Origin of the sequence: Arthrobacter pullicola (genome assembly GCF_014836875.1) — a bacterium.
GTDB lineage: Bacteria > Actinomycetota > Actinomycetes > Actinomycetales > Micrococcaceae > Arthrobacter_B > Arthrobacter_B pullicola.
In genome coordinates this window covers 337,974-351,602 of sequence record NZ_JACSQC010000002.1, presented here as the reverse complement: position 1 = coordinate 351,602, position 13,629 = coordinate 337,974, and the positions used below count along the sequence as shown (strand labels likewise).

Sequence of the window (13,629 nt, the reverse complement as noted above, 5' to 3'; positions counted from 1 at the left end):
CAGCTACCCCTGAACGGAGAGCACGGCGATCAGGATGGCGGCGTAGTGGCAGGCAAATCCCACCAGCGTGAAGGCATGGAAAATCTCGTGGAAACCAAACCAGGTTACCGACGGGTTGGGGCGCTTCAGTGCATAGATGATGGCACCGGCGATGTAGGCCGCCCCGCCGGTTATCACCAGGATGGCGACAGCGGCGTTGACTGACCAAAAGTCCGGAATGTAGAAAACCGCGGCCAGCCCCAAGGCAATATAAACGGGCGTATACAGCCAGCGGGGAGCATTCAGCCAGAGCAGGCGGAATCCCACGCCTGCGACGGCACCGGACCAGATAATCCACAGCAGCACCACCGCTGTGTCCCGGGGCAGCAGCGACCACGCCAGCGGTGTGTAGGAGCCGGCAATGACCAGCATGATGTTGGTGTGGTCCAGGCGCTTAAGGATCCGCTTCACGGGCGGGCTCCAGTTGCCCCGGTGATAGACCGCCGAGACACCAAACAGCAGGATTCCGGTCAGGGCGTAGACCGCGGAGGCAATGCGTGTCCCCGTCGTTGGCGCCAGAACCACCAGGACGATGCCCGCTGCCAGGGCGAAGGGTGCCGCTCCGGCATGGAGCCAGCCGCGCAGGCGGGGTTTGATGTCCAGTGCATCGGCCACCGATTCGACTGCCGATTCGAGGGGTCCCGGGGTGGGACGGGAGTCCGGATCCTGCTGGACCGGTCCGCGCCGCGAGGAGAAAGTCATGCTCATAATCCTAACTTACGACCCGGTAGGTTACTAAGCGGTAGGGAGGTTCGCGATCACTGCTGCACGGCAGCGGCGGAGTCGCGCGGTAGCCTTGAAAAAGCAGATTCCGCGTTCTGGCGGATCCCCGACATACAAGAGGCAGGTGACGCACCCGTGCGGTTTCCCGGCGTGGTCTACGCCTATTACGAGCGGAAGCTCCGGCGCAGCCTGGCTAAGGACAGCATCCCCGAGCATATTGGGGTGATGGTTGACGGGAACCGCCGCTGGGCGAAACTTGCCGGCGCGCCTACCGCTGACGGGCATCAGGCGGGCGCGGACAAGATTCTTGAATTCCTGGGCTGGTGCGAGGAACTCGGGGTGCGGGTGGTCACGCTCTACATGCTCTCCACGGACAACCTTAACCGCGACCCGGATGAACTGGAACCGCTGCTGGGCATCATTGCAAACACCTTGGACCGGCTGGGCGAGAAGGGGGACCTGCGGGTCCAGCCCGTGGGCGCCCTGGAAATTCTTCCTCCAGAGCTCTCGGACCAGCTCGGGAGACTGGGTGAGAGCACGGCCTCGGCTACGGGACTGCATGTCAACGTGGCAATCGGATACGGTGGCCGGCGGGAAATTGTCGACGCCGTCAAGGAGCTGCTGCGCGATGCCCAGAAACAGGGCAAGCCCATCGAAGAGATCACCGAAGACCTGTGCGATGCCCAGATTTCCGAGTACCTCTACACCCGCGGCCAGCCGGATCCCGAACTGGTCATTCGAACATCCGGTGAACAGCGTTTGTCCGGCTTCCTGATGTGGCAAAGTGCCTACAGCGAGTTCTATTTCTGCGAAGCGCTGTGGCCCGACTTCCGCCGGGTGGACTTCCTGCGGGCCCTGCGGGACTACGCGAGCCGCCAGCGCCGGTTCGGTTCATAGTTTCAGCGGCTGGTCCGCTGAACGAACAGTGCACTAACTGCTCCGTGTCCCTGTGTTCCGCGGAGCAAGGCCTGACGTAGCTTGGACCTACCGATCAGTCCCATGCTGACGGAACCGGAGGCCGGATGTTCGCACTTTGTGTGTTGAGGAGGCCGCAGCCGGCCTCCTGTGCCGGCCTGCGGATAACCACGCTTCTAGCTAATCGGGGCCCTTGGTCCCGGACTGGAGTTCCAAGTGGCCGTTTCCAAGACATCATCTCCCGCTTACGCCGGCCCGCAGGCGCAGCCGCTCGGGTTTGTGCTGGACACCTCCGTCCTGCTCTCGGATCCGAAGGCGATCCTGCGTTTCGCCGAGCACGAGGTCATTCTGCCCCTGGTGGTTATCAGCGAACTGGAAAGCAAACGCAGTGATCCGGAACTGGGGTTCTTTGCCAGGGCCGCGCTAAGACTCCTGGATGACCTGCGGATCGAGCACGGCGGCCTGGACCGGCCGGTGCCGATCGGCGGATCAGGCGGCACCTTGCGGGTGGAAGTCAATCACGTCTCCTTGGACGTGCTGCCGATGGGGATCCGTGGGACGGACAATGACAACCGGATTCTCGCCGTGGCCCGCAGCCTGGCCGACGAGGGGCGCCGGATCACGGTGGTGTCCAAGGACCTGCCGCTGCGGGTGAAGGCGGCAGCTGTGGGACTTACGGCGGACGAGTACCGGAACGAGCTGGTCCGAGATACCGGATGGACCGGGATGGTGGAACTGGAGGTTGGTGACGCCGAGGTCAATGCCCTGTACGACCATGAACCCGTCTTCCTTCCGGAAGCTGCGGAGCTCCCGGTCAACACAGGCCTGGTGCTGCTCGCCGGACGCTCATCCGCCTTGGGCCGGGTGGGTGCGGACAAGCAGGTGCGGCTGGTCCGGGGTGACCGCGACGTTTTCGGATTGCACGGGCGGTCAGCCGAGCAGCGGCTGGCAATTGACCTGCTGATGGATCCCGACGTCGGAATCGTCTCCCTGGGCGGACGTGCCGGTACCGGAAAGTCGGCTCTGGCGCTGTGCGCCGGCCTGGAAGCGGTACTGGAGCGGCGCGAACACCGGAAGGTTGTGGTCTTCCGTCCCCTTTACGCCGTGGGCGGCCAGGAACTGGGGTACCTCCCCGGCAGCGAGTCAGACAAGATGGGACCCTGGGGGCAGGCGGTCTTCGACACGCTGGAGGCCCTGGTCTCCCGGGAGGTGGTTGAGGAGGTCCTGGACCGGGGCATGCTGGAAGTCCTGCCGCTGACCCACATCCGCGGACGCTCACTCCACGATTCCTTCGTGATCGTGGATGAAGCCCAGTCGCTGGAGAAGAACGTCCTGCTGACCGTGCTCTCGCGCATCGGGCAGAACTCCAAAGTGGTCCTGACACACGACGTCGCCCAGCGGGACAATCTCCGGGTGGGACGCCATGACGGTATTGCCGCCGTGGTGGAGACCCTCAAAGGCCATCCCCTGTTTGGCCACATGACGCTGACCCGGTCCGAGCGTTCTCCGATCGCGGCCCTGGTCACCGAACTCCTCGAGGACGGCCAGATCATCTGAGGAGCCAGGGTGGAGCCGAAGGGCTCCCTGGACCAGGCCACGCGCCCGGCCGCGCCGGCCTTGATGCAGACGGCGCGGCCGGGTCACCTTACTGGTCCCGGCGCCTATCCTTTGTGTGCGTGTCCGGAGGCTTCTGCATCGCCGGTCACAACCGTGAGTTCAACGGGCGTCTCGGGAAGATCGAAGCTGGACAGGACGGTACCGGCAGCGACATCGACCACATGCAGCTTTTTGGCGGCAGGCTCAGTGACATAGGCGAATCCGTCAGCGCCGACTTTCACCGCCGGTGCGGGCGACTGCCATTCCTTCGGCTCCTCCCAGGGTTCGACGACCTTGACCTCATGGATGATCTGACCGGTTTCCTCGTCGAGGATGTTCAGCTCACCGTCGCCGGTCAGGACCATGGCTTCGCCCGCCATTCCCCGGGCGAGCGATCGGAACCAGTACGCCGACCCCAGATCAACCGTGGTCATGGAGTTGGTGCGGGTATCGATCAGTCCGATGCGGGTGGGCCGTTCCTGTTCCGCGTCGGGATCAGACTTGTAGTCGGCCAGGACGATAGGTGACCCGTGACTGCCGGCCTGGTTGCCTGAACGCTGATAAGCCTCCGCCACCGGCACCTTGTGGAAGGCGCCGTTCCGGTAAATCACCGGCCCGTTCTCGCATCCCAGGGAAATGACATCCCCTTCGGGCGTGGGCATCGCGGCAGCTTCCCCGTGCACGCCCGGACAGTCCGCCGTTTCAGCGAGTACTTCACCTCTGGGCGAGAGAACCTGGATCGTATGGCGCGATTCCTCCGTGCCCTGAGTCAGCAGCAGGTCACCGCTGCTGAGGGGGACGGCAACACCGTGGTGCGCAGCATCGGCGGAATGTTCCTCAACTTCGTCCGCCGTAATTTTTCCGTCGCTGAAGGCAGCGGAGTCGAGCACGGTGATGGTTCCGGTGCCATCGGCAAAGAGGGAAGTCCTGCCTTCATGCGCGACGACGTGCCCGGCTTCGGCGGCCTCGACGCCAGAGCCGGTCAGTGCCGGAGCCTGCTTATAGTAGTGGTGGTGATCGCCGTGCCCGTCAACAATCAAACCGCTGTCGAACAGGCGGAACTCCTGGCCTGCACTGACCAGGACGTGCCGCCCGTCGCCGGCGTTGTTGAGCCGCAGGAAGCCTTCCGCCTCGGTGCTGGTCACCTCGCCGGTCCCGGTGTCCACGGTCATCAGGCCGCCGTCGTACGTCAGGACAGCGCGCGGGGACAATGCGTTGACTTCCCGGCGGTCAGGGGCCTCGGCCGTGTCTTGGGCAGCGGCCGGGGAGGTGATCGTTGACTGGCTGGCATCAGGCTCGGCCGATCCGGCGGCGGAACAGGCAGACAGGGCCAGGGCGGCCATCATGGCGGAGGGCAGGGACAGGGATCTCGGAGATAGCGACATGCCCACAGACTAAATGCAAATGGTTCTCATTATCAATTATGTCGTGTGTCTCCTGCGGCGCCGGCGGTATCTTCCTCGGGGGATGGGCTTGCTGCTGCTGCCCGCGGGCGGAGCCCATCGGTATTGTCCACAGGGCTGCCCGGCCCGTGCCCCGCTCCGGCCCGATGCCGTACGGTGTTGCCCATGTGGGGGATCGTGGGGGACTACTGGCTCCAGGAGCGGGCAGCGGCCTGGCTGCTCCTGGCCGCTCTGGGGTATCTGTCCGGGCTGTCGGTCCTGCTCGCGGTGGAAGACATCCGCAGCCGCAGGCTGCCCGACCGCCTGGTGCTCCCGGCCTACCCGGCAGCGGTCCTGCTGCTTTCCTCAGCTGCGCTGGCGGCCGGAGATCCTGGCCGCCTGGCGGGAATGGCCGGAGGCGGGCTGGCAATGCTGGCCGGGTATTTCCTGCTGCGGCTGATCAGTCCGGCCGGGCTGGGCCTGGGGGATGTGAAGCTGGCCGGAGTTCTCGGGATCTTCCTGGGGTACGCAGGCTGGACGCACGTGGTTGCCGGCACGGCGGCGGGGTTCGTACTGGGCGGGCTCTGGGGGCTGGGCCTGATCCTGACGGGGCGTGGAACGGGGAAAACCAGGATCGCCTTCGGGCCCTTTATGCTCGCTGGTGCCGCCGTGGTACTGCTCGCCCCTGGCCTACAGTAGGAGGATGCCCACGCCCGACTTCGTCCTGTCCCTGCGCGAAAAGGTAGGCCATGAGCTGCTCTGGCTGCCCGGTGTCGCGGCCGTCGTCTTCAACGATGCCTCTGAGGTTCTTCTTTGCCGCCGGGCGGACAACGGCCGGTGGACCATCATCACCGGCATGCTGGATCCGGGGGAGGAGCCCGGTCCCGGACTGCTCCGGGAAGTAGAGGAAGAGACCGGAGTGCAGGCCAGGCTGGAGCATCTTATCCATGTTGGCGCCACCGACCCGGTGACGTTCCCCAATCAGGACCGCTGCCAGTTCCTGAACCTCGTATTCCGGTGTGCCTATGTCGCCGGGACCGCCCGGGTGAACGACGACGAGTCCACCGAGGTGCGCTGGTTCGCCCTTGACGCGCTGCCGGAACTGAATGCCCGGCACCGGATGCTGATAGAGCTTGCCCGCACCTCCACGGGTGTTCCGGTCTTTGAAACCTAGGGTTTTGAAAAGGGCTTCGAAACCCATACGTCTTGGAAACGCGTTGTTCAAGGCTCAGTCGGGTTCACGGCCTTAACGGCCGGAGGGCCGGCACCGATGGTGGTGCCGGCCCTCCGCCGCCCTGGGATGCACTGTGGCATTGATTCCCTAGCGCGGAAGTCCGTCTGCCTGCTGTGCCTGCTCAGCGGAACCGTTATCCGGGCCAGAGGCGCCATCCGGGCCAGAGGCATCATCCGGGCCAGCATCCGCTGCTGGCCGGGTTCCCTCAACCGGCGTTTCACCGCGGAGGGCCGCTTCACGCTCAGCTTCAAGCCGGACAGCTTCCTGGCCGCCGATGGCCTCGCCCCGGGCCACCATGCCGGCAACGTCAGAGAGCGGAATCTCCTTGAGGAAGAGGGCCAGGACCAGCGCTATGGCCAGGAACGGAATCAGGTACCAGAACACCGGAGCCAGCGCATCGGCGTACGCCGTGACGATGCCATCCCGGACCGGTTCAGGCAGAGCTTCCAGTGCCGCCGGCTGCAAAGTGGCAGTGGCCTCGCCGGCCGCTGCCGCGTCCATGCCCGCTCCGGAGAAGACACCCATGAGGTTTTCGGAAAGCCGGGTGGTGAACATGGCTCCGAAGATTGCCACGCCCAGGGACGCACCAACCTCACGGAAGTAGTTGTTGGATGAGGTCGCGGTGCCGATCTGGTCCACCGGGACGGAGTTCTGCACCACCAGGACCACCACCTGCATGATCAGGCCCAGGCCCGCACCGAAGACGAACAGCTGAACGCAGATGATCCAGACCGGGGTGGCAGCGGCGAGTGTGGTCAGCCAGAGCATGGCAGCAATCACCAGGATGGCACCCGCGATCGGGTATTTCTTGTACTTGCCGGACTTGGTGATGGCCAGCCCGGACCAGATAGAGGTGCCCATCATGCCGACCATCATGGGAAGCATCAGCAGGCCGGATACGGCCGCTGAGGTCCCCGTGGACATCTGCAGGAACGTAGGCACAAACGCAATGGCGGCGAACATGCCCATGCCAAGGGTGAAGCCAATGGCCGTGCTGTTGACGAAGATCGGGTTCCTGAACAGGCTCAGCGGAATGATTGGATCCTGTGCCCGGCGCTCCGTAAGCACAAAGGCAAAGGCTGCCAGCAGCATGCCGGCACCGAAGGCCAGGGTAGCCGGGTCGGTCCAGCCGTGGTCCGCACGGCCGCCGAAGTCGGTGAAGAAAATCAGGCAGGTCGTGGCGATGGAGAGCAGCAGGACACCGCCGAAGTCGATCCGCTTCTCAGCCTTCTTGCTGGGCAGGGTCAGGGTGAAGAAGGCAATCAGGAACGCGATGATGCCGATCGGAATGTTGATGTAGAAGGCCCACTGCCACGTCATGTGGTCCACGAAGAAACCGCCCAGGAGCGGGCCGGCCACGGCGGAGAGACCGAAGATGCCGCCCAGCGGACCGAGGTATTTGCCGCGCTCGTTGGCAGGAACAATGTCAGCGATGATCGCCTGGGAAAGGATCATGAGGCCGCCGCCGCCCAGGCCCTGGATGGCACGGAAGATCACGAAGCCCCAGAAATCGGTGGCGAAGGCACAGCCGACGGATGCCAGCGTGAACAGGGCGATGGCGAAGAGGAAGAGATTGCGCCGCCCCAGGACGTCACCGAATTTGCCGTAGATCGGCATCACGATGGTGGTGGCGAGCAGATAGGCGGTGGTAACCCAGGTCTGATGCTCGACGCCGCCGAGTTCGCCCACGATGGTGGGCATGGCGGTGGAAACGATGGTCTGATCGAGGCTGGAGAGCAGCATGCCTGCGATCAGTGCGGAAAAGATGATCCAGATGCGCTTCTGGGTCAGCAGCAGCGGCCCGGAGGGGCGTGCGGCAGTCGTGGTCATTCAGTGTCCTCAGATGGGTAGGAAAGAGGGGAGGAAAGGGCAAAGACCTCGCGGGCAGAATTCACTGCATCCACGAGGAGGCGCCGGTAGGAGACGGTGTTCTCCGGGGCAAAGAACTTTGGGCCGGTGACCTGTACCAGGGCTCCGAAGACCGTGATGGCTGCCCGGATCCGGGGGTCCCCGGTCGGCAGCGACTCCCGGGCCGAGAGCATCGAGGCGAATACTTCTTCCGCCGCCTGTGAGCCATGCATGGCTTTCTGGAGCAGCCGGGGCTCGGCGGCAATGGCGTTCTTGAGCATGATCATTTCGCTGCGGGAGATGGCCATGCGGTCCACCATCCCTACAGCAAGATCCACGAAGTCAGCCAGCAATGTGGTCGAGAGCTCACCAGACGGTGAGCCCTTGCCGCCGTCAACAAACCGCTGAACCAGGTCCTCGGGAAGATCATCCACGGGCGAACCCAGAATGGCGTCTTCCTTGGCCGGGAAGTAGTTGAAGAAGGTGCGGCGCGATATGCCGACCTCCTCGCACAGCTCCTCAACGGTGAAGCCGTTTACGCCGTGCGCGGCGGTCAGGGTCCTTGCCGCCGTCGTGATGGCGATCCGGGTGGCGGTGCGTTTGCGTTCCCGCAGCCCGCCCGATTCTGTTGCACTATTTGTCACAGAGTGAAGTTTTGCACTCTGGGCTGGTAAGTGCAAACCGTGGGCACAGGAAAGGGCGCCCGGCCGCGGCCCGGGCGCCCTTTCCTCGGTGTACCTGCTGGCTAGGCCTGCGGCGGCTTCGTCATGGACAGCACGTCCAGGGCGGAATCCAGCTGCTCCTCGGTGACCTCGCCGCGCTCCAGGAAGCCGAGTTCAATGACGGCTTGGCGGATGGTCTTGCCCTCCTTGACCGCGAACTTGGCGATCTTGGCGGCGTTCTCGTAGCCGATGTACTTGTTCAGCGGGGTCACGATCGAGGGAGAGGCCTCGGCTAGGTAGCGGGCGCGCTCCACGTTGGCTTCGATGCCGTCGATCATCTTGTCCGCCATGATCACCGAGGAGTTGGCGAGCAGGCGGATGGACTCCAGCAGGTTCGAGGCGATGACGGGGATGCCGACGTTCAGCTCGAAGTAGCCGAAGGTGCCGGCCCAGGCGATGGCGGCGTCGTTGCCCACAACCTGCGCGGCAACCTGCATCACGGCCTCGGAGATGACCGGGTTGACCTTGCCCGGCATGATCGAGGAGCCCGGCTGCAGGTCGGGGATGGCGATTTCGCCGAGTCCCGTGTTGGGGCCGGAGCCCATCCAGCGCAGGTCATTGGCGATCTTGGAGAAGGACACTGCGATGGTGCGCAGCATGCCGGAGACCTCAACGAGGGCGTCGCGGTTGGCCTGGGATTCAAAGTGATCGCGGGCTTCGGTCAGCGGCAGGCCGGTGTCTGCAGCGAGCAGTTCAATCACGCGCTGCGGGAAGCCTGCCGGAGTGTTGATGCCGGTGCCGACGGCGGTGCCGCCCAGCGGGACCTCGGCTACGCGGGGGAGGGACGCCTGGATGCGTTCGATGCCGTAGCGGACCTGTGCTGCGTAGCCGCCGAACTCCTGGCCCAGCGTTACCGGGGTGGCGTCCATGAGGTGGGTGCGGCCGGACTTGACGACGTCCTTGAACTCTTCGGACTTGCGCTCCAGTGAGGCAGCCAGATGCTCCAGGGCCGGGATCAGGTTGTTGATCAGGGCGGACGTGGCGGCGACGTGGACCGAGGTGGGGAAGACGTCATTGGAGGACTGCGACGCGTTGACGTGATCGTTGGGGTGGACCGTGGTCTCGCTGCCGGCAGCCTTCAGGGCGCGGGAGGCGAGTTCGGCCAGGACCTCGTTGGTGTTCATGTTCGAGGACGTGCCGGAACCGGTCTGGAACACATCGATCGGGAACTGATCGTTGTGCTTGCCCGCCGCAACTTCCTCTGCGGCGGAGGCGATCGCCTTGGCGCGCTCGTCGTCGAGCACTCCCAGTTCGGCGTTCGCGAGGGCTGCAGCCTTCTTGATGCTTGCCAGCGCCTGCACATGCGCGTCATCGAGGGTTTTGCCGGAAATCGGGAAGTTCTCGACGGCGCGCTGGGTCTGGGCCCGGTAAAGGGCGTTTACCGGGACCCGGACCTCACCCATCGTGTCATGTTCAATGCGGTATTCAGCGGTGTTCGAAGTCATGGCTCCCAGCCTAGTGGGCCGGGGTGCCGGGGCTGAAACGCGTGTCGAAAAAAGGGGCGGCTGCGGAACCCTAGCCGGCCGCCAGGCCAGGAGCCCCTGGGTTTCCGCCACCCAGATCGCCGATGCTGGAGACCAGGTCCGCCCGGCCCTCGGCAAGGCGGTAGGAGAGGCCGATGACGGCCGTGCTTCCGGAGGCCACGGCATCGGAAATCATGCGGGAGCTCTCCACCAGCCGTTCGGCGGTCTGCCGGGTGTGTTCCACCACCATGTCGTTGACTTCCGTGAGTCCGTTCCGCTGGGCGGCGAGGACGGACGGCGTGATGCGCTCAACCAGGGTGCGCACATGCCCGGCGGGCATGGATCCGGTGTCGACGGTGTGCTTGGCCGCCGTCACGGCGCCGCAGCTGTCATGGCCCAGGACAACGATCAGCGGAACACCCAACACGCCGACACTGTATTCCAGGGAGCCGAGGACGGCGTCGTCTGTCACCTGGCCGGCGGTACGGACCACGAAAACATCCCCGAGACCGAGGTCAAAGATAATTTCTGCGGCGAGCCGGGAGTCGGAGCAGCCAAAGATCACAGCGAAGGGATCCTGATGGTTGACCAGGGAGCTGCGCCGCGGGGCGTCCTGGTTGGGGTGCCGGGAGTGGCCGGAGACAAAACGTTCATTTCCGTCGCGGAGGCGTTGCCAGGCCTCTGCCGGAGTGACGGGACTACTAAGGGGGCTGTTGATTTCAGTCACCATTCCACAATAATGCCCCGCAGCCGCAGCGGATGTTCTGTTACTGCCATGTGGCACCGGTTCCGGGCCGAATGAGCCGAATGCCGGGGGCTGGGGTTGCTGCGGCTACCTCTGGGAGGTTTCCCCGAGGTCCCGCAGGACTGCCTCTGCGAGCACGTCCACCGTGGCCAGGTCAGCGTCAGAGCTCAGGACCACGGTCATTCCTTCGACCTCTGCCACAAAATGGGCCTCGCCGTCGGCACCGTCCCGCAGCTGCCAGGTGGTTCCACCCGTCACCCGTTCTCCGGAAACCACGGAATCTCCGGTGGTCTGGGAAATCCAGGTCGGGTTCGCCGAGGCCGTCTGCGTGAGCCGGATGAAGTCCCAGTCCGGAGTGAGATATCCCACTTCCCAGACCGGGACGCCGGAATTGACTCCGGAATCCCAACGGGCGTAATTGGAGGTCCAGCCGTCCGGCAGTTCGGGAGCAAGCGGATCGTAGCCGGCATCCGCCGCCGCCTCGGAGGCGATGGCCTGGACATCGACGTCGCGCACCTGGGGCTTCTGGTACGGGTTCAGCAGTACCGGAAGCAGCACGATCGCCAGGGTGATTCCTGTGGCAATGAGCATGCCAATCACCGTCGCGTTGGCGCGTTTGGCCTGCTTGGCGGTCAGGGTGGGGGTAACTACGGGCTCATCGGGCTGCTGCTGCTGATCACTCACCCTTCCATAATCGCCTATATGGCACGGCAAGTCCTATTCCGGACGGGTTCCGCTGACGCCCGCTGCCATGGCCTGAGGGCGTAAAAAGGTGGCGGCTGCGGCGCGCTGAACCGGTTGGCGACTATGATCAAACCAAGGATCAGCCAGCGGGTGGCTGCAAGGTGTCACTCACCGAACGGCCCCAACCCGAATTTCAAAGATGAGGTTAAACGTGTCCCAAGGTGCCCAGTACTCAACGCTCTCACCCGCCCTGGCAGTCGGAGACGACGAGCCGGACCGGAACCTCGCGCTCGAACTGGTGCGGGTCACTGAGGCCGCGGCGATCGCCGGAGGCCACTGGGTCGGTTTCGGTGACAAGAACGCCGCAGACGGCGCTGCCGTTGACGCAATGCGTTCGCTGATTTCCTCTGTGCACTTCAACGGCGTCGTAGTCATCGGTGAGGGGGAGAAGGACGAAGCCCCCATGCTTTACAACGGTGAGCACGTCGGTGACGGCACCGGGGCCCTGTGCGACGTCGCGGTGGATCCGATCGACGGCACACGCCTGACGGCCATGGGCATCAACAACGCGCTGGCGGTACTCGCCGTGGCCGAACGGGGAACGATGTTCGACCCTTCGGCCGTGTTCTACATGGAGAAGCTGGTCACCGGGCCTGAAGCCGCTGACATGGTCGACCTTCGCCTTCCGGTCAAGCAGAACCTGCACCTGATCGCCAAGGCCAAGGGTAAGAAGATCAATCAGCTCAACGTGATGATCCTGGACCGGGACCGGCACAAGCCGCTGGTGCAGGAGATCCGTGACGCCGGCGCCCGCACCCGGATGCTGATGGACGGCGACGTTGCCGGCGGAATCGCCGCAGCACGCGAAGGCACCGACGTCGACGCCTTGATGGGAATCGGCGGAACCCCCGAAGGCATCATTACCGCGTGCGCCATCAAGACCCTGGGCGGCGTCATCCAGGGCCGCCTGTGGCCGACCTCGGATGAAGAAAAGCAGAAGGCGATCGACGCCGGCCATGACCTGGACCGCGTGATGTCCACCAACGACCTGGTTACCAGCGACAACTGCTACTTCGCCGCCACCGGCATCACCGACGGCGACCTGCTGCGCGGCGTGCGCTACAAGAAGGACCGGGTCCTGACCCAGTCGATCGTGATGCGTTCCAAGTCCGGGACCATCCGCGTGGTTGAGGGCGAGCACCAGTCACACAAGTGGGAGTCCTACGCCCGCCTGCGCTAGGAGCCTGGCGGCAACGCCAAAAACGCAAAAGGGGAGCAGTTCACAAGGAACTGCTCCCCTTTTTGGTGGTCAGTGTCTTTTGGGTGGTCAGTGTCCGGGCTAGCTCCGGCGGACCTCCGCCACCCGGGCACCAACTGTTGCGATAACAACCACCGCGGCGGCCACAGCGGCCATAACCGCCGTTTCAGTGGAGAGCAGTTCGCCGTTGACACGGGACACCGCGATCCAGGACAGGCCCCAGGCCAGGGAGGCAGCCGGAGCCAGCCGGCCACGGCCGTAAAGGGCCAGGCCGACGCCGACGGCGGCAGCTGCCGCGAGCACAGCACCCGCCCACACCACCGGGTCCAGACCAAAACCGTCGAACCCGCCGGAGGTCAGGGCTGATGCGATGTTGGCGCAGATGGCCACGCAGACCCAGCCCAGATACAGACCCAGTGTGCCGTCCACCACCACAGCGCCCAGCCAGTTGTCCGGCCGGGTGCGTGCGCAGCGCTTGAAAATCAGGGCCAGGACCACCAGCAGAGCCGCAATCACCACCACGGAGAGTGGAATGGAGCCGGCCTGCACACTCAGGATCCACGCGGCGTTGAGGAGCAGTGAAGCGGCCACGAGCCAGCCGAGACGGCGCTGGCGGACTGAACTGCGCTGCGCGGGCAGCCACTGGTAGATGGTGTACGCGCCGAGTCCGGCGTAGATCACGGACCAGATGGAGAAAGCCGGGCTGGCCGGGGCCAGATACGTGGCATCGGCGCTGAGCGCCCCGCCGGCGGCCTCCGCAATCGGAGTTCCGCCAAAGACGCCGACGCCGATCACGGAACCGGCGATGCACAGGACAAAGGAGACGGTGACGGTCAGCTGGCGGATCAGGTCACTGCGCTGAGGGCCAGTGCCGGCGCGATTCCCCGGGTCGGATGGATTGTCGGTGCTGCGGGTTGAAGTGGCCATGTTCGAGCGTAACAAAGGCTGCTTGACAGTACTCCGGTGCCGGCCGGCCGTTCTGCTGCCGGCACCCGCGGATTCGAGCGCACCCGGGCTTGC

Annotated in this window: 13 protein-coding genes; 5 read left to right on the top strand and 8 right to left on the bottom strand. The window is 64.8% G+C overall.

Annotation, left to right across the window (positions count from 1 at the left end; genetic code table 11):
- Nucleotides 1-3 precede the first annotated feature (3 nt).
- Nucleotides 4-654 (bottom strand): PAQR family membrane homeostasis protein TrhA, encoded by a 651-nt coding sequence (gene trhA / locus H9638_RS04895; protein WP_318241800.1) that lies wholly within the window; start codon nt 652-654, stop codon nt 4-6.
- Nucleotides 655-897: 243 nt separating this feature from the next.
- Here trhA and H9638_RS04890 point away from each other — a divergent pair, with 243 nt between their 5' ends.
- Nucleotides 898-1,659, top strand: coding sequence for an isoprenyl transferase (locus H9638_RS04890; protein WP_191746082.1), 762 nt, complete (start codon nt 898-900; stop codon nt 1,657-1,659).
- A gap of 234 nt (nt 1,660-1,893) precedes the next feature.
- Nucleotides 1,894-3,234, top strand: coding sequence for a PhoH family protein (locus H9638_RS04885; RefSeq protein ID WP_318241782.1), 1,341 nt, complete (start codon nt 1,894-1,896; stop codon nt 3,232-3,234).
- A 104-nt stretch (nt 3,235-3,338) separates the two neighbouring features.
- Here H9638_RS04885 and H9638_RS04880 read toward each other — a convergent pair whose 3' ends face one another.
- On the bottom strand, nt 3,339-4,658 hold the full coding sequence (locus H9638_RS04880) for a hypothetical protein (RefSeq protein ID WP_225217001.1): 1,320 nt from the start codon (nt 4,656-4,658) through the stop codon (nt 3,339-3,341).
- 183 nt (nt 4,659-4,841) lie between these two features.
- On the opposite strand from H9638_RS04880, the gene H9638_RS04875 reads away from it, so the two are divergent.
- Complete coding sequence (locus H9638_RS04875) at nt 4,842-5,354, top strand: prepilin peptidase (protein ID WP_191746081.1); 513 nt, start codon at nt 4,842-4,844, stop codon at nt 5,352-5,354.
- Nucleotides 5,355-5,358: 4 nt separating this feature from the next.
- Nucleotides 5,359-5,829, top strand: a complete 471-nt coding sequence (locus tag H9638_RS04870; RefSeq protein WP_191746080.1) for an NUDIX hydrolase — start codon at nt 5,359-5,361, stop codon at nt 5,827-5,829.
- A 147-nt stretch (nt 5,830-5,976) separates the two neighbouring features.
- On the opposite strand, the gene H9638_RS04865 is transcribed toward H9638_RS04870, so the two are convergent.
- From H9638_RS04865 to H9638_RS04845, 5 genes are all read right to left on the bottom strand, one after another.
- Nucleotides 5,977-7,719, bottom strand: a complete 1,743-nt coding sequence (locus tag H9638_RS04865; RefSeq protein ID WP_191746079.1) for an MDR family MFS transporter — start codon at nt 7,717-7,719, stop codon at nt 5,977-5,979.
- The gene (locus tag H9638_RS04860; RefSeq protein WP_191746078.1) at nt 7,716-8,381 is read right to left on the bottom strand and encodes a TetR/AcrR family transcriptional regulator; all 666 of its coding nucleotides are present in this window, start codon (nt 8,379-8,381) and stop codon (nt 7,716-7,718) included. The genes H9638_RS04865 and H9638_RS04860 overlap by 4 nt, the downstream gene beginning before the upstream one ends.
- Before the next feature lie 101 nt (nt 8,382-8,482).
- On the bottom strand, nt 8,483-9,904 hold the full coding sequence (locus H9638_RS04855) for a class II fumarate hydratase (protein WP_191746077.1): 1,422 nt from the start codon (nt 9,902-9,904) through the stop codon (nt 8,483-8,485).
- A 70-nt stretch (nt 9,905-9,974) separates the two neighbouring features.
- Nucleotides 9,975-10,652, bottom strand: coding sequence for a carbonic anhydrase (locus tag H9638_RS04850; RefSeq protein WP_191746076.1), 678 nt, complete (start codon nt 10,650-10,652; stop codon nt 9,975-9,977).
- A 102-nt stretch (nt 10,653-10,754) separates the two neighbouring features.
- Nucleotides 10,755-11,351, bottom strand: a complete 597-nt coding sequence (locus H9638_RS04845) for a DUF4245 domain-containing protein (protein WP_191746075.1) — start codon at nt 11,349-11,351, stop codon at nt 10,755-10,757.
- Between the two features lie 211 nt (nt 11,352-11,562).
- Here H9638_RS04845 and glpX point away from each other — a divergent pair, with 211 nt between their 5' ends.
- On the top strand, nt 11,563-12,591 hold the full coding sequence (gene glpX / locus H9638_RS04840; RefSeq protein WP_404799626.1) for a class II fructose-bisphosphatase: 1,029 nt from the start codon (nt 11,563-11,565) through the stop codon (nt 12,589-12,591).
- Nucleotides 12,592-12,690: 99 nt separating this feature from the next.
- On the opposite strand, the gene H9638_RS04835 is transcribed toward glpX, so the two are convergent.
- On the bottom strand, nt 12,691-13,536 hold the full coding sequence (locus H9638_RS04835) for a tryptophan-rich sensory protein (RefSeq protein WP_225216999.1): 846 nt from the start codon (nt 13,534-13,536) through the stop codon (nt 12,691-12,693).
- Nucleotides 13,537-13,629 lie beyond the last annotated feature (93 nt).